This is a genomic window from Providencia sp. PROV130 (assembly GCF_028482225.1).
GTDB classification, from domain to species: domain Bacteria; phylum Pseudomonadota; class Gammaproteobacteria; order Enterobacterales; family Enterobacteriaceae; genus Providencia; species Providencia rettgeri.
The window spans coordinates 331542-354849 of sequence record NZ_JAMPQC010000003.1; the positions used below are offsets into that span (position 1 = coordinate 331542).

26 protein-coding genes and 4 tRNA genes are annotated in these 23308 nt (G+C 36.3%); 19 read left to right on the forward strand and 11 right to left on the reverse strand.

The genetic code is table 11. The features are described from left to right. The first annotated feature begins 44 nt into the window (after positions 1-44). The 9 genes from pgsA to fabV all read left to right on the forward strand — a co-directional run bounded on the left by pgsA (position 45) and on the right by fabV (position 4339). A complete protein-coding gene (gene pgsA, locus PSF28_RS02675; protein ID WP_004263394.1) occupies positions 45-593 on the forward strand; it encodes a CDP-diacylglycerol--glycerol-3-phosphate 3-phosphatidyltransferase in 549 nt (182 codons plus the stop codon). A 166-nt stretch (positions 594-759) separates the two neighbouring features. Beyond that, a tRNA-Gly gene (locus PSF28_RS02680) sits at positions 760-835 on the forward strand. Between the two features lie 23 nt (positions 836-858). Then, positions 859-932, forward strand: a tRNA-Cys gene (locus PSF28_RS02685). Between the two features lie 7 nt (positions 933-939). Then, positions 940-1026: transfer RNA gene (locus tag PSF28_RS02690), tRNA-Leu, on the forward strand. A 127-nt stretch (positions 1027-1153) separates the two neighbouring features. Continuing rightward, positions 1154-1240: transfer RNA gene (locus PSF28_RS02695), tRNA-Leu, on the forward strand. A gap of 272 nt (positions 1241-1512) precedes the next feature. Next, a complete protein-coding gene (locus PSF28_RS02700) occupies positions 1513-1665 on the forward strand; it encodes an MbeCy (RefSeq protein WP_210839618.1) in 153 nt (50 codons plus the stop codon). Between the two features lie 121 nt (positions 1666-1786). Continuing rightward, positions 1787-2350 (forward strand): hypothetical protein, encoded by a 564-nt coding sequence (locus PSF28_RS02705; RefSeq protein ID WP_210839616.1) that lies wholly within the window; start codon positions 1787-1789, stop codon positions 2348-2350. Positions 2351-2699: 349 nt separating this feature from the next. Then, positions 2700-3011, forward strand: a complete 312-nt coding sequence (locus PSF28_RS02710) for a DUF1090 family protein (RefSeq protein ID WP_272684590.1) — start codon at positions 2700-2702, stop codon at positions 3009-3011. Positions 3012-3139: 128 nt separating this feature from the next. After that, on the forward strand, positions 3140-4339 hold the full coding sequence (fabV, locus tag PSF28_RS02715; RefSeq protein WP_272684591.1) for an enoyl-ACP reductase FabV: 1200 nt from the start codon (positions 3140-3142) through the stop codon (positions 4337-4339). Between the two features lie 106 nt (positions 4340-4445). On the opposite strand, the gene PSF28_RS02720 is transcribed toward fabV, so the two are convergent. Beyond that, positions 4446-5003 (reverse strand): toxin-antitoxin system YwqK family antitoxin, encoded by a 558-nt coding sequence (locus PSF28_RS02720; protein WP_210839613.1) that lies wholly within the window; start codon positions 5001-5003, stop codon positions 4446-4448. A 222-nt stretch (positions 5004-5225) separates the two neighbouring features. Between PSF28_RS02720 and PSF28_RS02725 the strand changes: the two genes are divergently transcribed. Then, the gene (locus PSF28_RS02725; protein WP_272665140.1) at positions 5226-6431 is read left to right on the forward strand and encodes a nicotinamide mononucleotide deamidase-related protein YfaY; all 1206 of its coding nucleotides are present in this window, start codon (positions 5226-5228) and stop codon (positions 6429-6431) included. A 6-nt stretch (positions 6432-6437) separates the two neighbouring features. Then, positions 6438-7211: a nucleotidyltransferase domain-containing protein gene (locus PSF28_RS02730; RefSeq protein ID WP_210839609.1), complete on the forward strand. Its 774-nt coding sequence runs from the start codon at positions 6438-6440 to the stop codon at positions 7209-7211. 5 nt (positions 7212-7216) lie between these two features. Here PSF28_RS02730 and PSF28_RS02735 read toward each other — a convergent pair whose 3' ends face one another. Next, the gene (locus tag PSF28_RS02735; protein ID WP_210839602.1) at positions 7217-7648 is read right to left on the reverse strand and encodes a DUF5339 family protein; all 432 of its coding nucleotides are present in this window, start codon (positions 7646-7648) and stop codon (positions 7217-7219) included. A 132-nt stretch (positions 7649-7780) separates the two neighbouring features. Then, positions 7781-8206, reverse strand: a complete 426-nt coding sequence (locus PSF28_RS02740) for a universal stress protein (protein WP_210839600.1) — start codon at positions 8204-8206, stop codon at positions 7781-7783. 325 nt (positions 8207-8531) lie between these two features. Here PSF28_RS02740 and PSF28_RS02745 point away from each other — a divergent pair, with 325 nt between their 5' ends. Further along, positions 8532-8738: a ParD-like family protein gene (locus tag PSF28_RS02745; RefSeq protein ID WP_004910200.1), complete on the forward strand. Its 207-nt coding sequence runs from the start codon at positions 8532-8534 to the stop codon at positions 8736-8738. Beyond that, positions 8731-9501: a type I methionyl aminopeptidase gene (map, locus tag PSF28_RS02750; protein ID WP_004263445.1), complete on the forward strand. Its 771-nt coding sequence runs from the start codon at positions 8731-8733 to the stop codon at positions 9499-9501. Before PSF28_RS02745 ends, map begins: the two co-directional genes overlap by 8 nt. Before the next feature lie 66 nt (positions 9502-9567). Here map and PSF28_RS02755 read toward each other — a convergent pair whose 3' ends face one another. Further along, positions 9568-9999, reverse strand: a complete 432-nt coding sequence (locus PSF28_RS02755; RefSeq protein WP_210839598.1) for a carboxymuconolactone decarboxylase family protein — start codon at positions 9997-9999, stop codon at positions 9568-9570. Between the two features lie 163 nt (positions 10000-10162). Here PSF28_RS02755 and pdxR point away from each other — a divergent pair, with 163 nt between their 5' ends. Together pdxR and PSF28_RS02765 are read left to right on the forward strand one after the other, a co-directional pair. Continuing rightward, on the forward strand, positions 10163-11650 hold the full coding sequence (gene pdxR, locus PSF28_RS02760) for a MocR-like pyridoxine biosynthesis transcription factor PdxR (protein WP_272684592.1): 1488 nt from the start codon (positions 10163-10165) through the stop codon (positions 11648-11650). A 324-nt stretch (positions 11651-11974) separates the two neighbouring features. Beyond that, a complete protein-coding gene (locus tag PSF28_RS02765; protein ID WP_210840455.1) occupies positions 11975-13261 on the forward strand; it encodes a dicarboxylate/amino acid:cation symporter in 1287 nt (428 codons plus the stop codon). Positions 13262-13338: 77 nt separating this feature from the next. Here PSF28_RS02765 and PSF28_RS02770 read toward each other — a convergent pair whose 3' ends face one another. Continuing rightward, positions 13339-14223, reverse strand: a complete 885-nt coding sequence (locus tag PSF28_RS02770; protein WP_210840454.1) for a LysR family transcriptional regulator — start codon at positions 14221-14223, stop codon at positions 13339-13341. A gap of 120 nt (positions 14224-14343) precedes the next feature. On the opposite strand from PSF28_RS02770, the gene PSF28_RS02775 reads away from it, so the two are divergent. Beyond that, positions 14344-15072, forward strand: a complete 729-nt coding sequence (locus tag PSF28_RS02775; protein WP_272684593.1) for an aspartate/glutamate racemase family protein — start codon at positions 14344-14346, stop codon at positions 15070-15072. Between the two features lie 254 nt (positions 15073-15326). Next, positions 15327-16271, forward strand: coding sequence for an SPFH domain-containing protein (locus tag PSF28_RS02780; protein WP_004910213.1), 945 nt, complete (start codon positions 15327-15329; stop codon positions 16269-16271). Between the two features lie 234 nt (positions 16272-16505). On the opposite strand, the gene PSF28_RS02785 is transcribed toward PSF28_RS02780, so the two are convergent. From PSF28_RS02785 to PSF28_RS02795, 3 genes are all read right to left on the reverse strand, one after another. Then, on the reverse strand, positions 16506-17126 hold the full coding sequence (locus tag PSF28_RS02785; protein ID WP_272684594.1) for an ankyrin repeat domain-containing protein: 621 nt from the start codon (positions 17124-17126) through the stop codon (positions 16506-16508). 261 nt (positions 17127-17387) lie between these two features. Then, positions 17388-18596 carry an NAD(P)/FAD-dependent oxidoreductase gene (locus PSF28_RS02790; protein ID WP_272684595.1) on the reverse strand — a complete coding sequence of 403 codons (1209 nt, stop codon included), beginning with the start codon at positions 18594-18596 and terminating at the stop codon, positions 17388-17390. 132 nt (positions 18597-18728) lie between these two features. Next, positions 18729-19271, reverse strand: a complete 543-nt coding sequence (locus tag PSF28_RS02795; RefSeq protein WP_004910219.1) for an RrF2 family transcriptional regulator — start codon at positions 19269-19271, stop codon at positions 18729-18731. 248 nt (positions 19272-19519) lie between these two features. Here PSF28_RS02795 and PSF28_RS02800 point away from each other — a divergent pair, with 248 nt between their 5' ends. After that, positions 19520-20002: a DUF523 domain-containing protein gene (locus tag PSF28_RS02800; protein ID WP_210840033.1), complete on the forward strand. Its 483-nt coding sequence runs from the start codon at positions 19520-19522 to the stop codon at positions 20000-20002. 213 nt (positions 20003-20215) lie between these two features. Continuing rightward, positions 20216-21022 carry a bestrophin-like domain gene (locus PSF28_RS02805; protein WP_210840032.1) on the forward strand — a complete coding sequence of 269 codons (807 nt, stop codon included), beginning with the start codon at positions 20216-20218 and terminating at the stop codon, positions 21020-21022. A gap of 52 nt (positions 21023-21074) precedes the next feature. On the opposite strand, the gene PSF28_RS02810 is transcribed toward PSF28_RS02805, so the two are convergent. From PSF28_RS02810 to PSF28_RS02820, 3 genes are read right to left on the reverse strand one after another with little or no spacing between them, the layout of a single operon-like run. Beyond that, positions 21075-22331 (reverse strand): PTS ascorbate transporter subunit IIC, encoded by a 1257-nt coding sequence (locus PSF28_RS02810; protein ID WP_036958647.1) that lies wholly within the window; start codon positions 22329-22331, stop codon positions 21075-21077. 11 nt (positions 22332-22342) lie between these two features. Then, positions 22343-22630, reverse strand: coding sequence for a PTS sugar transporter subunit IIB (locus tag PSF28_RS02815; protein WP_004910231.1), 288 nt, complete (start codon positions 22628-22630; stop codon positions 22343-22345). Positions 22631-22651: 21 nt separating this feature from the next. Continuing rightward, positions 22652-23098, reverse strand: a complete 447-nt coding sequence (locus PSF28_RS02820; protein ID WP_210840031.1) for a PTS sugar transporter subunit IIA — start codon at positions 23096-23098, stop codon at positions 22652-22654. Positions 23099-23308: the final 210 nt, after the last annotated feature.

The window sequence follows — 23308 nt, forward strand, 5'->3', positions numbered from 1 at the left end:
ACATATTCATAATATCCAACTTGGTCAAAAAGTTAGTGAGCGTGATGAAATTAAACATACCAACGTGGTTGACATTATTTCGCGTCATCCTAATACCGTTTTTTGTATTAGCCTTTTATCTCCCTGTTACTTGGGGGCCGTTTGCATGTGCGCTTATTTTTGTTATCGCAGCGGTAACTGATTGGTTTGATGGTTTTTTAGCAAGGTTGTGGAAGCAAACCACAAAATTTGGTGCTTTTTTAGATCCGGTTGCTGATAAAGTCATGGTTGCAACGGCGTTAGTGTTAGTCACAGAAAGTTATGATGTTTGGTATGTGACTTTGCCGGCGGCAACTATGATTGCACGTGAAATCATTATTTCATCTTTACGTGAATGGATGGCAGAGATAGGTAAACGTAGTAGTGTGGCTGTTTCTTGGATTGGGAAATTTAAAACAACAGCTCAGATGATGTCATTAGTCGGTTTATTGTGGCGTCCAACGCCATTAATTGAAAACCTTTCAATTGCACTTATGTATGTGGCGGCTATCTTAACGTTTTGGTCAATGTTCCAATATTTAAAGGCTGCATGGGGCGATTTGAGCGAAGCGTGATCGAAATGATTGAAAAAACAGCGAACGATCCAATTATTTCAATAATTGTATTGACTCGATAGGTGAAATCAGTAGAATGCAACGCATCGAACGGCAACATGGTTTACGAAAATAAATAAGTAAATCAGCCAGTTTGAAAAGCATAAGCTGAAAAGTGAAGCTTTACGCGGGAATAGCTCAGTTGGTAGAGCACGACCTTGCCAAGGTCGGGGTCGCGAGTTCGAGTCTCGTTTCCCGCTCCAAATTTCGAAAGAAATTCGGATAAGGCGCGTTAGCAAAGCGGTTATGCACCGGATTGCAAATCCGTGTAGCTCGGTTCGACTCCGGGACGCGCCTCCAAAATTTAGCCCAGGTGGTGAAATCGGTAGACACAAGGGATTTAAAATCCCTCGGCCTTTAGGCTGTGCGGGTTCAAGTCCCGCCCTGGGCACCATCTTAAAATAATTAAACACCATTAAGTGTTTTATTTTAAGTTAGCTAACCACTATGCATCGTTATTGAATATATGGTTAGTCGGGATAAATTAATGATTTATCCAAGTTTGTGAGAAAGACAATTTGGCCCAGGTGGTGAAATCGGTAGACACAAGGGATTTAAAATCCCTCGGCCTTTAGGCTGTGCGGGTTCAAGTCCCGCCCTGGGCACCATCTCAATTTCAATCAGTCATGATTTGAAGTTAACAATTAACCACCAATAGGTGGTTTTTTTGTATCTAATCTTCTTTAAATTCGTTGTATCTACTCAACTAATATCGGTTTATTAGTGATATTTCTTATTTATATTCAATGCATTACTTTTATAAGAGCGCAAAAGTTGCTTTATTGTGTCAATCAACGCGTAATTCGTGTAAAAAACCGTAAGTCAGACCGTTCTGTTGATGTTTTGTGTCACTATTTTGATTCTTGAAGAGGATCGAGCTATGTCTAACATGAAAACTGAAGTTGTCGTCGTACGATTAACGAAACACGAACGAGCACTACTAGATACAGTAAAAACAAAGCCTTTGTTGGCAGATTGGTTGAAAGAAATTGCTATGGCAGAGGCTAAACAGCAGGAGAGTAAAGAAGAATAAGACGGCCTTAACTATACAGAAATCAATCGAGTCATTTAATGTGATGATAGAAAAGTTAATTTTTGATTAATTATTCGTTTTTGATAGTATCAAATTAGATGACTTAATTGGAATTTGAGACGTGATGATTAAAGGGATTTTGTTTACGTTAATACTGGTATTTGCTTCTGGTTGTACAACGAAAAAATTGGATGCCCCCTATGGGTTCAAATGGGGGCAAACCCCCGTTGATATAAAAAAATTGCATTTAAAAGGATTACAATGCACTGAATTTGAAGAGGGAGGTGCGTTATGTTCATCAAAAAATTCTCCTCAAATAGCAAATAAGCTGTTTTTATTGATGTTTTCTCGGGAAAAAAATACATTAATGTTAGTTTCTTCCCAAGGAAAAGATAGCCGCGACCAATCAGGCATTTTGGCCGAGTACGATGCGATTAATCAGAAAATGTTTGAAGTATATGGTTTGCCAAAGCAAACAATCGAGCGTTATAAACGGGATATTTATTTCTTAGATAAAATATCTGATGACGAAACAACGCCATTTAAGCGGGTTTATGAAAAAAATGGCATGCAGATTATGGTTGGTATTGTTAGTAATGCCCATTTTCGCAAAATTCACGATAAAAAAGACATTGTTTACTCAGTTATGGTTATCCATAATTTAATACCAACTAAGCCGCAATAGGCGGCTATCAAGTTATTTGATACACGCTAATGCTGTGTTTTTATTTCGTTTAGCGATGAGTTTGCACATATCTTTCTGCCGCATAAGTGTCGATAAAGTCGCATTCGAGAGTTGTGGCTTCACCATCGAAAACTTCAACAAAAGTCCCATCCTGTTTTACGCCTCAATAATGGTTACCGTCAGCAATGATTTTTAATAGTGGCAAAATATCGGTTAGCTCATAAAGTTCATTTCAAGATTTTATGCATAAGTGCGATGATTATTTAACTAAGATAAATCTCGTAGATGAAAATACTCATAAATGTTGGACTAGTAGAAATTATTTTATGAGTTATATCAGGAAATTATCATGAGAAAAACGTTATTAGTCGCTCTCTTGGCGCTATTTATCCCATTTTCTTCGCAAGCAGGCTCAAAATACTATGATTGCGGAAAAACGCTCATGAGTTTAGAGCAGCAACTGCGTCACGCTTCATACCATGGTAATAAAAACAAAGTGTCCAAAATCAGGAAGAAAATCCATAAAATTAGTAATAAGTGTTATGACAGCCACTCTGGCGCGACTAGAGTATATGACCATTATTCTAGAGGAAAAGAAACTAGCCTTGAGCGGGAATTAGATTCATTACGTCGTGTTATTGAAGCGCTTAACGATTTATAATAGATAATTAATGAGAAAATAAGCCATAAACTGGTCTGTTCTCCCTATTTATTTTCACTCTGTCTTAAGTAAATGGATAATATCAGGTATATTAGACCCTGATTGTTAGCTACCAAGAAAAAATGACTATGATTATCAAACCTAAAATTCGTGGTTTTATCTGCACTACAGCTCATCCGGCAGGCTGTGAAGCCAATGTGCGTGAGCAAATTGCCTACGTGAAATCACGTGGTGAACTGAAAAACGGCCCTAAGAAAGTTTTAGTTATTGGTGCATCTACCGGTTACGGCCTGGCCTCTCGTATCAATGCTGCATTTGGCAGCGGTGCGGCTACCATCGGTGTATTTTTTGAAAAGCCAGGCAGTGAAGGTAAAACAGGCTCTGCGGGCTGGTACAATTCTGCAGGTTTTGACAAAGCAGCGAAAGAAGAAGGCTTGTATGCGAAAAGCATTAATGGTGATGCTTTTTCTGATGAATGCCGTCAAACCGTTATTGATTTAATTAAACAAGATTTAGGCCAAATTGATTTAGTGGTTTATTCACTGGCCTCACCTGTGCGTAAAATGCCTGAAACAGGTGAAATCGTACGTTCGGCCTTGAAACCTATTGGCGAACCGTACAAATCTGTTGCGCTGGATACCAACAAAGATGTGCTAATTGAAGCCGTTGTTGAGCCCGCAAATGAACAAGAAATCGCAGATACAGTAAAAGTCATGGGCGGCCAAGATTGGGAACTGTGGATGAATGCATTAGATGAAGCAGGTGTTTTAGCTGATAATGCACAATCTGTGGCTTATTCTTATATTGGTACGGATTTAACATGGCCAATTTATTGGCATGGTACACTAGGTAAAGCAAAAGAAGATTTAGACCGTGCGGCTCATGCAATTAACCAAAAATTGCAAGCTAAGGGTGGGGCAGCGTATGTTGCTGTATTAAAATCTGTTGTAACACAAGCCTCTTCTGCAATTCCTGTAATGCCTTTATATATCTCTATTGTCTTTAAAATCATGAAAGAGAAAGGGATCCATGAAGGTTGTATTGAACAAATTCAACGCTTATTTGCCACTAAATTATTCAATGATGCAGTGCCAGATACTGATGAAAAACATCGTCTACGTTTAGATGATTGGGAATTGCGTGATGATGTTCAAAATACATGTCGTGAAATTTGGCAGCAGTTGAATGATAATAACATCAATGAGCTAACGGATTACCAAGGCTATAAAGCTGAATTTCTCCGCTTATTTGGTTTCGGCCTAAATAGTGTTGATTATGATGCTGACCTTAGCGGTGAAGTGAATTTTGAAGTGAAAGAGCTGATTTAGTTGCTTTGGTCATGATTGTTAATATCTTAGAAACCCGCTAATTTGCGGGTTTCTTTTTTAGCTATCTTTATAAATCATATGCTTCTGCTTTATTTTGTTCATTGAATTATTCTACTACGATGACCTCACCATCACGGATCAGTGCTTTAGAAATAATCACTCCATTTTCATCAAATTCAGTTACTGTGCCAACAAGTTCTCCATTTTTAAAAGTACCAGTAATGTTTGGTTTATTACTTGGAGTGTTATGGTAGATTTTAAATGGTCCTGATAACTTGCCTTGTAGCACGGTTAATTCGATATCGATACGGCCATTTTCATGGTAGTTACGGACAGTTCCATTTATCTTACAGTTTTTAAGTTGAATTAGGGATTCAGGCTTACCATTTTCATAGTAGGTTTTGATGTACTTATCCAAACATCCTTTAGATACCCAAGTTTTGAATTTTGGCTGGCCATTATCGTACTCAGTTTCAAATGCGCCTTCAGCAAGACCTTTAGGTGCTTCTGTGGAAGGAAACTCTATCGTTTTTAACTCATTTAATTCCCCAAATTTTGAATCTGAGTTTGAATTGGAATTTGTAGAGCCCCCAAGTTGACATCCGGAAATAAATAAAAATAAAGAAAGTAGTGCGATAGATTTAATTGGTTTTAGCTTGAACATGTATCCTCTATTATTACGGTAAAAAATAATGGATTCAATTGCATATAAAACTATAGCCTTTTTATGACTATATATTCTGAGAATTATCTTAAACTATTTATTTTTAATGGGTTGTAGAGGATTTTTACAGGATTATTAAGCTGAATAAATATTGATGTTAGTCAGCTTAATAATAAGGTAATTTAGCAAGTTAGTGTAATTTGTATAATAAGGGAGTCATGGATGTTAGTTGTTGAAATGCTGAGTACTGGCGATGAGGTTTTACACGGACAAATAATTGATACAAATGCAGCTTGGTTGGCAGACTGTTTTTTTCAACAAGGTCTCCCTTTGAGTAGCCGAACAACTGTTGGTGATGATTTAGATAGTTTAGTCGCTACTTTCCTTGAACGTAGTTTATCTGCAGATGTTCTGATTGTTAATGGCGGGCTTGGGCCAACAAGTGATGACTTAAGTGCTCTGGCAGCGGCTAAAGCTGCGGGAGTTCCATTAGTTGAGCATTCACAGTGGATTGAGGTTATGGAGCGCTATTTTATTGCTAGAGGGCGAATTATGCCTGAGACAAATCGTAAGCAAGCGCTACTTCCTGCCAATGCGGAATTAATTGATAACCCAGTAGGAACAGCTTGTGGGTTTTCATTAGTTTTGAATGATTGTCTAATTTTTTTTACACCGGGGGTTCCTTCAGAGTTTAAAGTTATGGTGAATGAGCAAATTTTGCCGAGGTTACGTGAACGGTTTACATTGCCAGAGCCGCCAATTTGTTTACGTCTAACCAGTTTCGGTCGTAGTGAAAGTAGTCTTGCGAAGCAATTTGATAGTTTACCTTTACCTGAAAATTGTGTTTTAGGCTACCGCTCCTCAATGCCTATTATTGAATTAAAACTGACGGGGCCTGCATCACAAAAAGAATTGATGGAGAGAGATTGGCAACTCGTGAAGCAAGGAGTAGGGGATAATCTGATATTTGAAGGTACTGAAGGTTTAGCACAAAAAATTGGTAACTTATTAAAAGAAAAGAAATTAAACGTAATAGCTAGTGAACAATTTAGTGCAGGGTTATTAAATTGGACATTGGATTCAGCAGGAATCGTTATTTCTGATAGTCAAATTTTACCACTTGATGTGGAGCAAACATTAGAAACTCTAGCACAAAGAGCTCAAAATATAACGATTAACCACCCTTTATCTATTGGTTTAGTGATTGGTGAATATCATGAGCAGTATCTAAACGTTGCATTATCAACTCCAGGTAAGTGTTATGTGCAAAGAATTCACTATTTGCCAAATAATCATTCGCAGAAAGAAAAGCAAGAAGTCAGTGTAATGTTAGTACTAGATATGTTGTCTCGCTGGTTAAATGGTCGTGAGGTTATTGGCTATTATGAATGGTTAGTACAAACAGAAACACTTATCTTAGAGAGTTAGCGGGTTATGAAGTTAAAAGATTATGCGTGTATCCCTGTTCTTGAGGAAAGGCCTTTTCAATCGGAATTTCAGTCAGTAATAACAGAATCTATTTACTGGCTGAGTCACATATTAAAAGAAAAGCTCCATAGCCTATATGTTTATGGCAGTGTTGCAAAGGGCTGTGCAAAACCTCAACAATCAGATTTAGATCTGTGCATCATATTATGTGACGATCTTACCCAATTAGAAACAACCAGACTTAATGAAATACAAGTTCAATTGACGGTTAATCACACAGAAGTCAGCAAAATTGATTTTGATGTAGGTATGCTTGCGGATGTGATGAGTGAGGCTAATTTATATAGTTGGGGATATTGGATTAAGCATCACTGCCGTTGCATTTATGGGAATGATTTAGCTACACATTTTAGCCAATTTATCCCTTCGCGTGAAATAGCAGAAGCAGTTAATGGTGATTTTGTTAATGTACTCAATAATTATATTGACCAAATTAATCATTGTAATGATGACGCTGAACTAAAGCTATTATATCGGGCGGCATCGAGAAAGCTTATTCGTTCGACCAGCATTTTACGTTGGAAAAATGACAATGACTGGCCTGAAACATTATCAGAATACACACAGAAATTTGTCCAACGTTATCCTGAACGGCAATTTGAGATAAATTATTTTTTATATCAAGGTACAGCTCCGTTTGCTGATGAGCAATTCGTGGGAAAATTAATCCAGTTTATCAATTGGTTGGATTATGAGCGTTCTAATAGTATTAATAAATAAACCCGTTATAGTTCATCAGGCTGTAGTGCATTAACGATATAATTAATACTTGAAACACCCTTTTTGCAGGCCTTGTCTTTTAATATAGTCGGAGTTTTATCAATAGCCATTTTTACTGAAGACAGTTGATCAGTGTAGGTTTGTGCCCCAATAATCTCTGGATTATTATTTAAGTATTCAATAACTTCATCGACTTTTTGATAAAATTGGCCACACGAGTCACCATCAATTTCTAAGGTTTTTAATTCATTTAGCGTATTTGGAATCAGTTGCTTGGTTTGCTGTTGTACCTGCTCGATATACTTTCCTGTTTTTACTTGCTCAACGATAGTCATCACCTGATTTTTCAGGTTAAAAAACAAAGTAATAGCTGTAATTAAAGCGATGGCAAGAATAATATTGATGCTTATACTGATCCAGAGAAAGTATCTTTTCATTGCATTCCTTGAGTGAAAAATAAACCTGTAATATATAGCCTAGTAGAGTGAATAATGTCGATATGTAAGCTTAACACGAAAAAACAAGGTAACCCAATAATAGGTTACCTAGGTTATTATAATTGATAGTGGTTATCGAACCGTTAAAACAGAAATTTTTGAATTTTGAATAACCATTGATGCTGTCGAACCTAAAAAATATGTGGACATGCCGGGACGCTTTGAGCCAATTACAATTAAATCAGCAGAAATTTCTTCAGCAACGCGTAAAATCTCATCTCTTGGTGTTCCCATTAAAACTTGCGCGCTGTACTTATCACTTGAAAGATTAAATTCTTTAATAATCTCAGTGAGTTGTCTTGTAACATTATCTTGTTCACTATCCGCTTTTTCAGCAAAACCAAATCCCATCGTGGTATAGAAAGGGACAGTAGGAATAATCGCTAAAAAATGAATATGTGCTTTTTCATATTCAGCAAGGTATTGAATATGTGCCATAACTAAATGTGCTAAGCTTTTTTCTGTTATATCAATCGGAACTAAAATTTTATTATACATATTTTTCTCCAGCTTTTATTTATTGAGTTCATGCAGTAATCGGGTCGTTAGTTTATAAAGAGTAGAGCTGTTAAACAGTAAATGGCCGAGTCAATCAAAATAATGTTAATTTACACATAGGAATTACATACCTCGGGCTCCATCATAGCGGATCAACACCATAAATACTTTGACAGCGCATTTAACTTAAGAAACTTAATCGTGATATTTACAGGCTGTTTTTCATGCGCTTTGTGCTATACAAAACGTGAGTACTTTGAATCATCACCTTCCTGTTATATGATCTATACATGGTTTGTATACATATCATATTGTTGAGGTTATTTTGGGTATCGTAAAAATTTCAGATGAATTGCATGATTATCTACGCCATGCGAGCCAAGTTATGTCCCGGTCGATTAATTCACAGGCAGAATTTTGGATTAAAATTGGAATGCAAGCTGAATTAAACCCGAATAAGACATTTACTATGTTAATCAATGAAATGTTAGAGAAAGAGTCAATTGAATTAAAAGGAAAGGTTCATGAATAATATTACAATTAAAACAGCAGAAGAAATTGAACTGATGCGTGAGTCTGGACGACTTTTGGCTAGTGTTTTTAAGATGTTGGATTCATTTATCGTACCTGGTATTTCTACGATGGAAATTAATGATAAGGTTGAAAGCTATATTGTTAATGAGTTACAAGCAAGGCCTGCCAGTAAAGGGCAATATGGCTACCAATATGTTTTGAACACGTCTCTAAATGAAGTCGTTTGCCATGGCGTTCCAAAAACAGATGAAATTTTAAAAGCAAAAGACATTATTAATGTTGATATTACGCTAGAGAAAAACGGTTTCATTGCAGATTCAAGTAAAATGTATGTGATGCCGGAAGCTTCACCATTGGCACGTAAATTAGTTAAAGATACCTATGCCGCTATGTGGGAAGGCATAAAGCAAGTTAAACCAGGTGCAACGTTAGGTGATATTGGTTCCGCTATTCAACATTATGCAGAATCTAAAGGTTATAGTGTTGTACGCGAATATTGTGGGCATGGTATTGGCCGTGAAATGCATGAAGATCCGCAAGTTCTTCATTATGGTGTTCGAGGGAAAGGGGTAGAATTAAAAGAAGGAATGACATTTACGATAGAGCCAATGATCAACCAAGGTGGAATGAAAATTAAAACAAAAAAAGATGGTTGGACAGTTGTAACGAGAGATAAAAAATTATCTGCACAATCGGAACATACGGTATTAGTCACTAAAGATGGCTATGAAGTTTTAACACTACGCGATGAAGAAAAATAGCGTCAAAAATAGACTTTATAAGCTTGTTACCATTATGGTAACAAGCTTTTTTTATGCAAATTTTTATTATTGTCTCAGTGCTATTGCTATACGATTAAATGCACTCATTAAACCAATAGCGATAGTTAGGTCAGAAATTTGAGCATCAGAAAAATGGTGTTTTAATTCATTAAAGAGAGCATCTGATGTACCACTGGTAGCTATGTTAACAACAGCTTCTGTCCAAGCTAATGCAGCGCGTTCTAATGAGTTAAAATGATGACTGACCTGCCAGCCAGCGAGAGTATCAATTTTTTTGTTACTAACGCCATTTGAACGCAATGAGCTTGCATGCATATCTAGGCAAAATGCACAGCCATTGATTTGTGAAACTCTTAAATAGATGAGTTCTATCAGTTCCTTAGCTAGCCCGCTTTTATCCAATGCATTTTTGCAATCAATAAGCCCTTTATAAGCTTCAGGTGATAAATTGTTATAGGCTAATCTCAGTTCACTCATGAGTGATTCCTTACATATTTTGTTGTCAGATAAAATGCAATATTTTGTAATGATTATTTGTAATAGATGTAATATAAGGCTAGCTTGACCTAGGATAAAGAGACAAGATTAATCAAACTAGCTATGACAAGATAGCTGGAATGGTATTCTAGTTGGAGGGAGTATGTTAATAAAAGTTGATGCTCAAATAAGTACACCGCTATATTTACAAGTTTATCAGCGTATACATGAAGGTATTAAAAGCGGTCAATTACAAGCTCAACAACGCTTGCCTTCAATACGGGTATTGGCTAGTGAGCTAAATGTTGCTCGAGGAACCATCGAATTAGCCTATCAAATGTTACTGAGTGAAGGAATTATTGAGTCAAAAGGAGCAAAAGGGACATTTGTTGCGGATACAGTAAAAAAATTACGGACAGTACACTCATTATTGGAAAATAAAGGTCAATATCTAGATTTTGAAGTAGAGAACCGAAAGTTAATAGGGAATGAACAAACTACGGATAAAACAAAGAGTGAACAGAATGCCAAAGTTATCACAAATAAATTTCATGAATTGCAGCCATTCCAATTAGGCACTCCAGCCCTTGATGCATTTCCAACAAAGCTATGGGCAAGAATATCTGCGAAAATATTACGTGAAAGTCGTTTTGACTTATTAAGTTACCCTGATTCACAAGGTGTTATTGAATTACGGCAAGGGCTTGCGCGTTATTTGATGGTGTCACGGGGGATTTCTTGTTCTGCAGAACAAATATTTATTAGTTTTGGTCATAGAGCGAGTTTGCACCTGATTACTCAATGCCTATTTAATCATGGAGACGTAGGGTGGTTTGAAGAACCCGGTTATCATATTGCTCGCCATTTTTTACAGCAAATTGGTTTAAAGTTAGTTCCTGTTTCTGTTGATAATAATGGACTCGATGTTGAAGAAGGTAAGTTATTAGCACCTAGTGCAAATTTTGTGCTGGTTACACCGGCTCATCAAAGCCCAACAAATGTTGTTTTATCATTAGAAAGAAGATTGGCATTACTCGAATGGGCAAATAAACGAGGTAGTTGGATTATTGAAGATGATTATGATGGTGAATTTCATTACCAAGGAAGGCCTTTACCTGCATTAAAAAGTTTAGATAGCCAAGAACGGGTTATTTATTGTGGCACATTTAGCAAAACGTTATTCCCTGCTTTACGCCTCTCTTATATTGTGGTCCCACCATCTGTTATCGCGCATTTTCATTCCATTGCGGAGGTCTTAGGTAATCAGTGTCCAATATGGCAGCAACAGGTAACTAGTCAATTTATTAATGATGGACATTTTTTGCGACATTTACGAAAGATGCGCAACTTATATCGTCAAAGAAAACACTTTCTAATAGAGGCTATTTCAGAGGTACTGCCTAATATATTTGAAATTCAACCTCAAAGTGGAGGAATGCATATTTTAGTTAAGTTGGTCAATGGTAAATCTACTGGAGGCTATGTGAAGTTGGCAAACGAATACGGGCTAAAAATAGAGTCTTTGAATGAATGGTCGATAAAGAATATGGTTTCACTATTTTTATTATTGGGATTCACCAATATTAAAAGTAAATTAGAGGCCGTAAGCCTTTGTGAGCAGTTAAAGATAATTGATAGTAAACTTGTCTAATTTAATTATAGTGCTAAGTTTTTTCTATCAGTTGAGTTTTATCATTATTAATGATTTGTAATTAAATAAATTAGAAACTTAAAAAATATTGTAATTTATAAAAAATACAGATGGACTAAAATAAGCTGTATTTAAGATAAATGATGATATCTTATTGTTTTTAAATAAAATTAATAGCTATGCATTTTTTGCATGGCTTTTCGCCCATTTGCATTTCTCTTTAAGTTAAAAAAATGTAACTATCGGCTTCAGGCTCAAGAGTCGCATCCAATAAAGAGTTATAGTTTATTTCTATAACGATAAATAAATAAAATAGGGGTACGAATGAACAGACATAAACTTATGAAACAAATAATGATAGCGATTGTTTTAGGTATCATATTAGGTTGGGGGTGTCATAATTATGCTGCATCGGTAGAAGAAGCAAAAGATATTGCTTCTTATCTAAATATTATTACTGATGTTTTTTTACGTCTAATTAAAATGATAATAGCACCATTAGTATTTGCGACAATTGTTTCTGGAATTGTCTCTATGGGTGGTTCTTCATCTGTGGGTAGTATTACAATTAAAGCCATGGTTTGGTTTATTTCTGCAGCAGTAATTTCATTATTAATAGGCATGATCTTTGTTAATGTATTCCAACTAGGTGTTGGATTAAATTTAACAGCCCCGGCAGTTGCTGTAGATAGTGGTTTAAATACTTCTGGTTTTACCTTAAAGGCATTTATTACCCATATTTTCCCGAAAAGTTTTGCGGAAGCGATGGCAAATAATGAGATCCTACAAATATTAGTTTTCTCCATTTTCTTTGGTTCAGCTCTCGCATATATTTGCAAAGATAAAAAAAGCCCAATAGTTACATTAATCGAAGATTTATCACGTATTATGTTCCGTATTACTGACTATGTGATGAGTTTTGCTCCAATTGCAGTATTTGCCGCGATTGCTTCAGCAGTGACCGTCGAAGGTTTAGGGCTGCTTTATGATTATGGCAAACTTATAGGGCTTTTCTATGTCGCATTAGCAGTATTATGGGCGGTATTATTCTTCGCAGGTTATATCTTCTTAGGAAAATCTGTGTTCAATTTAGGAAAGCTTATTCGAGAACCTGTTGCTCTTGCATTTGCGACTGCAAGTAGTGAGTCTGCGTATCCAAAAACAATGGAAGCGTTGAATCAGTATGGTGTACCTAAAAAAGTGACCAGTTTTGTACTACCACTGGGATATTCATTTAACCTTGATGGCTCAATGATGTATCAGTCTTTTGCAGTGTTATTTATTGCGAATGCTTATGGAATTGACCTTAGTATTACAGAACAAATTCTTATTTTATTAACCTTAATGGTGACGAGTAAAGGGATGGCTGGTGTGGCTCGTGCTTCGATTGTTGTTGTTGCAGCAACGCTACCGATGTTCAGTTTACCTGAAGCGGGTATATTATTATTACTGGCGATTGATCAATTCTTAGATATGGGAAGAACGGCAACAAATGTCGTTGGAAATAGTATTTCTACCGCCGTAATATCACGTTTAGAAGAAAGAAAAGGGCGTATTAATGCAGAGCCAGAAGTTACACTGAATGATAAAGTAACACCTACACTAGAATAATTCACACCATAGTCATTAATGCTCAGTATACCCCTTCTTATAGCAATAGAAGGGGTTTTTATACAAAATGAAACATACTAAGTTGTTTGATTACGCATAAATTGCCAAAAACGCTCCGATGAAATATTTAATCTAGCTTCAGTACGATAGATATAAACTCCCATATTTATCGATAAGCTGGGATCGAGAATAGCCAGTTCATTTTGCTTAATTTCACTTTTAATTGAGTAATCAGGTAACCAGCCAACACCACTACCATTTAATACCATACGTTTTAATACATCACTCATCGATGAAACAAATGAGAGTTCAAAGGGCAGATCGGCTGATTTATTCATTAATTGATTAACCTGTCTTCCCATATAACTTTCATCAGTATATTTCATTAAGGGAAGTATTGAACCATCAAGAGTGTAAATAGGTTTTTTTTCTTTATCACATAGAGAGACTAAGTGTAATTGACTGTCTAATATTTTTGCATGTAAGAAAGGTGATGACATCAATTCTTCATTATAAAATGATAAAATAAAATCACTTTGTCCTTCTTTTAGCTTATGAACAGCTTCATCAACATTTATTGATTCAACAAAGAATATTTTATCAATATTTTTAGAAAATTGAGATATAAAATCAGGAAGTAAAAAAACAGAAAGTGAATGAGCAGCAGAAATATTTACTCGCTGCTTGTCATTATCAACCCCTTTAATTCTATTTATTTGAAAATAAATATCATCAAGTAAGTTTCTTGCATAAACAATAAAGCTTTTTCCCTGAGGGGTGAGTTGTAGTGGGTTAGTGTTTCTATCGAATATTTCAAAACCAACAGAGGATTCAATGGATTGAATTCTTCGACTAAACGATGATTGAGAGATATTTCTTTTTTCTGCCGCTAATGTAAAACTGCGACACTCTTCTAGTACAACAATATCGTGCAACCATTTAATTTCAAGATTACTGATCATTGTGTCCTCTAATATTATAATTATTAATTTTGCTATGCAAATTTAGCATAACTTATAGAAACTCTGCAATTACGAAAAGAAAACATTATGTCATGATATCATCAATTTGAAGGAGGTATTATGAAAAAAATATTAGGTATGTTAGGGGGAATGGGTCCCGGTGCAACCGCAGATGCTTTTTCAAAACTCATTAATAATACAGGTGCCAAAAAAGACCAAGAACATATTCCTGTTATTATTGTGTCGATACCTGATATCCCTGATAGAACGGAAAATATTATTTATAGCGGCCCATCACCATTACCAGCAATGATTGAATACCTAAAAATACTAGAAAATGCAGGTGTATCTTGTATTATAATGCCATGTAATACGGCTCATTTCTGGTATGAGGATTTAATCAAAGAAACAGGGATTCATTTTATTAGTATTATAAATGCGGCATGTAATAAAATTTTAAAAGATAATGTAAAAAAAGTCGCTTTGTTAGCAACAACAGCGACTATTCAAACAAAATTATATCAGAATAAATTAAGTTTACATGGCGTTGAGTGTATTGAACCTGATGAGATGAATCAATATAAAATAATGCAGAGTATTATTTCATATAAATCAGGAGATTTTAGAAAGGCAAAAGAGCTTATTTATCCTTATATAAATAAATTAAAATCAATAGGGGTTGATAAGTTTGTTATGGGATGTACGGAAATTCCTTTAATATTAGAGGATATATCAAAGGATAGCCCAGGACAATTTATTGATGCGACGGAAGCGTTAATAAATGAAGCAATTGATTGGTATAGTTATAGTAATGGCTTTAAAGAAATAGGGAATAATCAGTTAATTTAATTAGATAGTTCAATAAGACCAGCACTAGGGAATTTAATTATTTTATAGCGATGAGTCATTATATAATGAAAATATAAGCACACATGAAAGTCATATGTGTGCTTTTACGTTTGCATTAGATAAATTAAGATTGATGGTAATTTGAACGATTTTACCATTGAATAGCTAAAATTTAGGAATATTAGACTTGTAGTTAGAAAACAAGTAGTGACAATAGGCGCTTTATTATAATTATTATTTGATAGGGATTAACCATGCAATTTAAATCAATGATTAAATTGGTTGTCGGCGCTGCATTACTGCTAGTTATCGGCCTCGTAGGTATTAACTCATATACCATTGTACAAGATGGTTCGGTTAAGGTTGGAACATTTTTAGGAAAAGTCGACCCAGTGGCTTATGATGCAGGTTTACATTTTCCAATTAACCCGTTTACAACGTTTGATACGTACTCAACAAAAGATATTCGTGTATCTCTAAAAGAGCTAAGAGTACCTTCACAAGATAAATTAAAATCTATTGTTGATATTACGGTAATGCTTCAGTTTGATGGCTCTAAAGCACCGGTATTACGTATTAATGGTGGTACAGAAAGTGAAGCTTTAGATAAATATGTACGCCAAAAATTGATTTCAACGATTTTGGAATTTGGTAAAGATGTTGCTAATGCGCAAGATCTTTATACAGCAGATACACAAAGAAAATTACAAGAATCTATTCGTGATGCTATTCAAGGGTATGCATCCCCTTATGGCTACACAATAAAAGAAATCATGATCCAAGATATTACTTTGCCTGAAGTTGTACAAGAGCAAGTCGTTAATACGAAAATGCGCCAAGAGCAAATTAACCAAGCAAAAGCAGAGGCAGAAAAAGAGCGTGAATTAGCTCAGAAAAAGGTTGTTATTGCAGAAGCAGAGAGAGAGTCTGCTGAACAACAAGCCATCGCTAGGGAACGTAATGCACAAGCAAGTTCATTTGCGATGCGTCAAGAAGCGGATGCAAAATTGTATGCTGCACAGAAAGAAGCTGAAGCTAATGCGATATTACAACGTACTATTACCCGTGAAATGATCAATTGGAAACAGTTAGAGATTGAACAAATTAAAGCTCACAAATATAAAGGTGAGGTGCCTAATATTGTTGTTGGTGCAGACTATGATGGCAAAATGATTATGGATATGCGTAATAGCCAGTAATTTTCATTAAAAGAATGACTACATTTACAACCTGTTCTATTAAGCTTGAAGTAACCACATAAAGTTGGACACTTTTAGTCAATTGATTGTATAGCCTGATTTCGATATCTAATCGGAATCAGGCTATTTAATATATAGAAGGGTATGTCCAATACTTTCCTTTTGTTATGCTAAAAATAATTTATTTGCATGATTGGTGAAAATAATTCTGTTATTACCCAATATTCCTATAAATCAATTACAAGATGGTTTACCGGTACGATGATTTAGTGCGCCATTATCAATAAGGAATTTTTGCATTTCTGGAAGATTATTTTTACATGCATAAGTTAATGCACTTTGGTCATAAGAAAACATGGTTACATCATCAGTCGTTGTACTTCGGTTAATATCTGCACCTTGCGATAATAAATATTTAACCGTTTCCATTCTATTATTACTTGCAGCTATCATGATTAATGTTTCACCATCACTTTCAATCTGCTGATTATTCAAGTCTACTTCATTTTTCATTAGCTGATGGACTTTTTTTACAACATTGACATTATTACCGAGTACCGCGGATTTTAGTACGTTATATACGTCACCTGTATCGGTTGCCCAAAGATTAGCATTTTGCGATATAAGATAATCAACCATTGCTTCATCACCAATAAAGGCCGCCCATCCCAGAGCCGTTTGGTCTAAGCTACCGGTGTCTTTGGCTTCTATATCTTGCCCCTCAGTAACCATTTGTTTTACTTTGTCTAAATCTCCCTGCTTTACGGCATCAAACCATTCGGCATTGGCGCCTTCACTAGGACTTTCATAGAAGACTCTCCAAGGTAAACGTTCTTTATTCGCGAGTTCGACCATCGTAGCGTAATCTGTTTTAAAATGCCTATATTTTAAAGGGTTATTATTATTAACAACTTGGGCTTGTGATACTGACCCAAAAGTAAGTAATGAAAAAGCAAATATAATTTTTTTAATATACATATTTAAACCTTATTAATATTTAGTTATTTATCAGTATTGAAAAATAAACGACACAAAGCAATACAAATCATACTTATTTTATTTTTATGCGGTTATTCCGATTTATTTTACTTGAATATATTAAATCTAAATTTTACCTCAAGTAACGATGACATAATTTGGAGCGGCGATAGCAAATAGCTCATTTTTTTCTAATTCAGGCGGGTATATCCACTTAGTATTTATTTCTTGTTTTATTTTTTTCCCTTCCTTTTTAATATAATGTATTTCTCTCTGCCAACCTTCGGTATAAAGAGCCCCCCAAGCCCCTAAATCAAGGCAGGTTACATATTTAGGTTGACTGTAAGGATGAAGTGGAAGCCCTAACAGTTCAGCTGCTGCATTATACCCTGCAACACGGCCTAAACTTAGGGAATGTTGGCAAGTCATTAAATTATGATTTCCTTGTTCATCTGTGGGTGCTTTGACAGTATCTCCTGCGACGAAAACATTTGAGACAGCTTGTGCGTGTAAATAATTGTCCGAGATAATCCTACCATTAGCATCGTATTCACCACGAATTTGTTTTGTTAGATAACTGGCTTTTACACCTGTCGCTAATACGACGGTATTTGAATCTATGTGTTCACCGTTTGACAGAGTAACACCATCTGGGCTTAGTGCTTCGACTCGCAACCCTGCACGTAATTCAACGCCACATTCAGTTAAAGCTTGCTGAATTACAGGTGAAATGTCGGTTCCCATTCCAGCTCCCACAGTGACTTCTGAATCAATTATGAATACTCGACTCTCTGTTGTATCACCAAGGATTGTTTTCAGGCGAGCTGGCATTTCCGCCGCGCTTTCTATGCCTGTTAACCCTCCACCGACTACCACAACGGTGTTTCTCGCTAAAGTTTCTGGTTTGTTCTTTAGTGCTTGTAAATGTGTTTCAAGACGATGTGCAGCTTCTAATGAATCAACATCAAAGCCATACTCATCAAATCCAAGAACGGGAGGGACATTTAATTGGCTACCGGTTGCAAGAACAAAGCGCTCATAAACTAACGTAGTTTGGTTGCCATTAGCTAGATTAACGGTTAATAACTTTGCATCTGTATCGATATTCTGGATTTCACCTGCGATATATTCAACGCCGACGGCAGCTAACTGCTTTGAAATATCTGGGGACATATTATCCAGCTTTGCTTCATATAAACGCGGCCGTATAGTGAGGTTAGGCCTTGGTGAAATTAAAATAACTTTGATGCTATTTTCTTTATTAGCTTGTGAAATTACCCGCATTGCTGAAATAGCAGCCCAAAAACCAGCAAAACCAGACCCTGCAATAACAATTTTAGCTGTCATTATTGAATTCCTTTGAAGATTAACTTTAAGTGCTCATTTGCAAATTTTAAATAATAAAAACCCACACCAGTGAAGATGTTATTAATTAAATACAAACGATGTGAATTTAAGGTAAGGCTATAGGATTATATGTTATGTTTTCCCACGACCTCCTTTGTTTGAACGAACTGTTCTAGCCTCAATTTTTTGATCCATCCAGGAGTTTACATCTCTATAAAAGCTATTAGGCGCGATTTGACATAGACGCTGCGCCACATCAGCGAGGGTTTGGTTAGCTAATACATCTCTCATTGCATTTTCAGCTTGAAGAATGACTTTATGTACGGAACAGGTGCCAGAAATGGCCCATTGCGGTAAACCATTTTCTTCGAAAACAGCACAGCGGCGGCGTATTTCCTGGCACTCGAAAAGAGGTTTATAGCCTTCTATTGCATCAATTATAGATAGAAATGTAATTTTTTCAGGAGGTAATGCTAACCGATATCCACCTCTAATTCCCTCATTTGAACTCACGATCCCAGCTTTTTCTAACCGAGGCAAAATTTTTGCTAGAAAACTTGGAGAGATACCTTGTAACTCTGCAAGTTCTCTACTGCTAAGAGAGCGTTCGGGATTATCAACAAACCAAAGTAGGCAATGGATACCGTATTCAACACTGACAGTGATGTGTGCCATTTATTTAAATTTCCTAAGCATCTATTTATAAACAAGGACAATACAGGTCTCCGTTTTAAGTGTCAATAAAACTAAGATAAGTTTAGTCCGCGTTAGTTACTTCCTAGTCTGAGGCGATTCATCTTGATGATTGGACGAGTTTTTATTTATTTTGCGAGCACTATTAGCGCGAAGTATTTCGTGAACTTGTTGTCTAATATAATCATGCAAAATACCTTAAAGAGTTAGATCTATTAATAGGATTAGTTATGATTGCGGTAAGCGCTTGTTTATTAGGGTATTGTGTAAGGTATGATGGGAAACATCAATTATATACTCCTTTGAAAAAACTCTATGAGGATGGTCTAGTCATCAGTATTTGCCCTGAAGTTTTTGGTGGGCTACCAACACCAAGAGCATCTGCAGAAATAATAGGGGGAAATGGTGATGATGTATTCGCTGGGCGAGCTAGTGTGGTCGGTAGCGATAATATCGATGTCACGCAAGAGTTTATTCGTGGTGCGTATATTGCATTGGAAAAAATCCAATTAATGAATGTGCGACTAGTTGTACTTAAAAGTAATAGCCCTTCGTGTGGTAGCCAGCATATCTATAGTGGCCAGTTTGATGGTAATTTAAAAGTTGGTATGGGGGTTTGTGCTGCACTATTTAAACGGCATAATATTGATATATTGGATGAAACCTCACCTGATTTAGTCATGAAAATTAACGGCTATTTCGAAGCATTGTAATGGAAAGATAAATAGATAATTTACTTAGGGTAAATTTAGTGGAGGGGAGTACTACATTAGTGAGTTTGTGCTTTATTGTTAGCTAATCGGGTGTCGTATTATGATGCCAGATTGCTGTTATTATCTGAAATTTAGTAAAAAAATAGTACTGTCTAGATAATTGTATTGCACTTGTGTTATATCATCAGGAAATAAATTTCATGAGTTGATACGATGTTTAATATTTCTGAGCTGATCAATGATTCTCCAATCGATTCCATTCTTTTGTTTGTTATCACATTTATCTTGTTAGTTATTTCAGCCTACGTCGGTAAATATATCTTTAAGCGTAAATCTGCTCACGAAGAAGCAACGGATGATGAAGCTAAAATTATTTTAGGGGCGATTTTATCGTTATTAGGATTGTTAATAGGATTTGTATTATCAATTTCGATTAATGGCTATAACAACCGCCAACAAACAGAAGAAAATGAAGCTATTGCTATTGGGACGGCATATCAACGAGCACAACTATTAAGTACTGATGATAGAGGAAAAGCCTCTCAGCTTATTCAACAATATTTGGAAGCTCGAATTGAGTTTTTTAAGTCAGGAATAAGTGACGAAAATAATCAATGGCGGATGACCTCTTTGGTGAAGCAAAGCCAGTTGTGGGAAATCGCAGTAAAAGAAGCAAGTCAAACACCAAACCCTATTGTGGCTTCTGTACTAAGTGCATTCAGTGACCTTTACCTTTCTCAACAAAAAACGATGGCAAGTTGGCGGCACCAAATTCCTAATGCGACATGGTTTTTACTGATCTTTTTTGCTATCTGTTCAAATATTCTTATTGGCTACAATATACGCGGAACAAAAGGGAAAAATTGGTTGATACTCATATTGCCATCATTAACCACGTTAGCGCTATTTATGATTGCTGAAATTGATGTTCCCGGAGAAGGTATGATCCACGTAACACCGGATGATTTAATTATGTTACAGGAATTTTTATTCAGAGATGGGGCTTGGCTGGGGAAGTAGGGTAACCGCAAAAAGACTCCCCAATCGCAAATTTGCGATGGGGAGTCTTGCCTTAGCGAACTATAATACCTAATAAAATTCCGATTGCGCCAAAGTCAGCGTCACTGAATGTAGTATTAGCAATACCAATATCCCCAAGGACAGGTAATAGGAATACAGGTAGGAAGGTAATCAGCAATCCTTGAGCAAATGCACCCAAGATAGCCCCACGACGACCCCCTGTTGCATTACCAAAAACACCTGCAGCAGCACCCACGAAGAAATGCGGTACAACGCCTGGAATAATAACCGTCATATTTAATGCGTACAGAACGAACATTCCCAAAACACCAGCAGCGAAACTACTTAAAAAACCGACTAACACCGCGTTTGGTGCATATGGGAAGACAACCGGGCAGTCTAGAGCAGGTTTTGCGTTAGGGACTAATTTGTCAGAGATACCTTTAAACGCAGGGACGATTTCTGCAATAACCATGCGCACACCTTGCAGAATAATATAGACACCGGCAGCAAATGTAATGGACTGCATCAATGAGAACATGAACCAATTCTTACCACCACTGACTTCACGAACGAAATCACCGCCTGCAAATAAGCATGTAATGATAAAAATAATGAACATGGTGAAAGAGATGGCTACAGGAGTATCTCTTAAAAACAGCAAGCTTTTCGGGACATTCATATCTTCTGTTGAATGTTCTTTGTTACCGAACTTGCTACCAATGAACCCAGCTAGAACATAAGAAATCGTTGAGAAATGGCCAATCGCAACGTCATCTGAACCCGTTACTTTTTTCATGTAAGGGTGGGCAATTGCAGGGAAAAATACCATACAAAAACCAACAATTAATGAACCAACAGTCACTAATAGGGTTCCTTCCATTCCTGCGGTAGCTAAGATAACCGCAATCATCATGGACATGAATAAAGTATGGTGCCCTGTAAGGAAAATAAATTTCCAGGGTGTTAAGCGAGCAATCAAGATATTGATTAGCATCGCAAAGAACATAATCATTGCCATTTCACGGCCGAAGCTTTTTTGTGCGATAGACACAATAGCTTCGTTATTTGGAACAACGCCGTTAATACCAAAGGCATGTTGGAAAATGGCTGAGAAATCGCCTAGCGAGCTGACGACTAAGCCTGCACCAGCACCTAAGATCACAAAACCCATGATGGTTTTGATGGTGCCTTTAATACATTCAGTTACTGGTTTTTTCTGTGCGATCAAACCAATAAGTGCGATTAAACCCACAAGAATGGCTGGCTCAGATAAAACATCCTGCATCAGAAAACGAAAAAATGACATAGTGCCTCCGCTTACATTGCCCCAAGTTTTTGTAAAGCAACAGTCAGGCGCTCTTTCATTGCAACTTTATCAATCATATTTTCCAGAGCAACGATTTCACCACCAACTTGTTGAGCAACTAATTGTTCTGCAATGTCGCTTGTACCAACAAAGATATCGCTTACGGTGCCTTTTGCGGAACCTAAATCCACATGGTCAACATCTGCACTGACTTGCAGATCTTTTAAAATATTCTTAATGCTCATTTCCATCATTAAGCTTGTGCCCAAGCCATTTCCACAAACAACAGTGATTTTCATAATATTTACCTTAATATCTAATTATTCATATTTAGCGATGATTTTAAGAATGTCATCTACGTTTTCTGATTGCATGATGCTGTCAATATCTTCTTGATTATCAAAAAGTTCAGCTAATTTTGCGATGGCGCCGATATGGCTATTGCTATCGGTTGCTGCGAGTACAATTAATAATTTGATTGGGTCATTGCCTTCAGAACCAAATTCAACGCCTTGTTTAAGAACGGTTAAACCAAGAGATAATTGGTTTACGCCGTCTTCAGGGCGTGCGTGAGGCATGGCAATTCCTGGCCCTAATACATAATAAGGACCGATTTTTTCATGTGATTGAATTATTGCATCGACATATCTCGATTCAATAAAATTATTATTAATTAATGGGTTGCATGCGATTTTTATCGCTTCTCGCCAATTACTGGCTTTGTCGACGACCTGAATGACGTTAGGGGTCAGTAATGTCGTTAGCATCGGGTTGCTCCTGGTAGAGTGAAATTATTATCTTTGTAATGGTTGAATGAATAGTAGTGTTCTATGGTAGCGCTATCTAGTTGAATCTTTCATTTTCGTGATAGCGCTATCATTTTAAGAAAATATAGCGAACAAAAACGAAATGAGTACACTTGTCGGCTGATTAACAAATTCAACCTGTGGTAAGTTAATCTGGTCTGGTGATTTTTA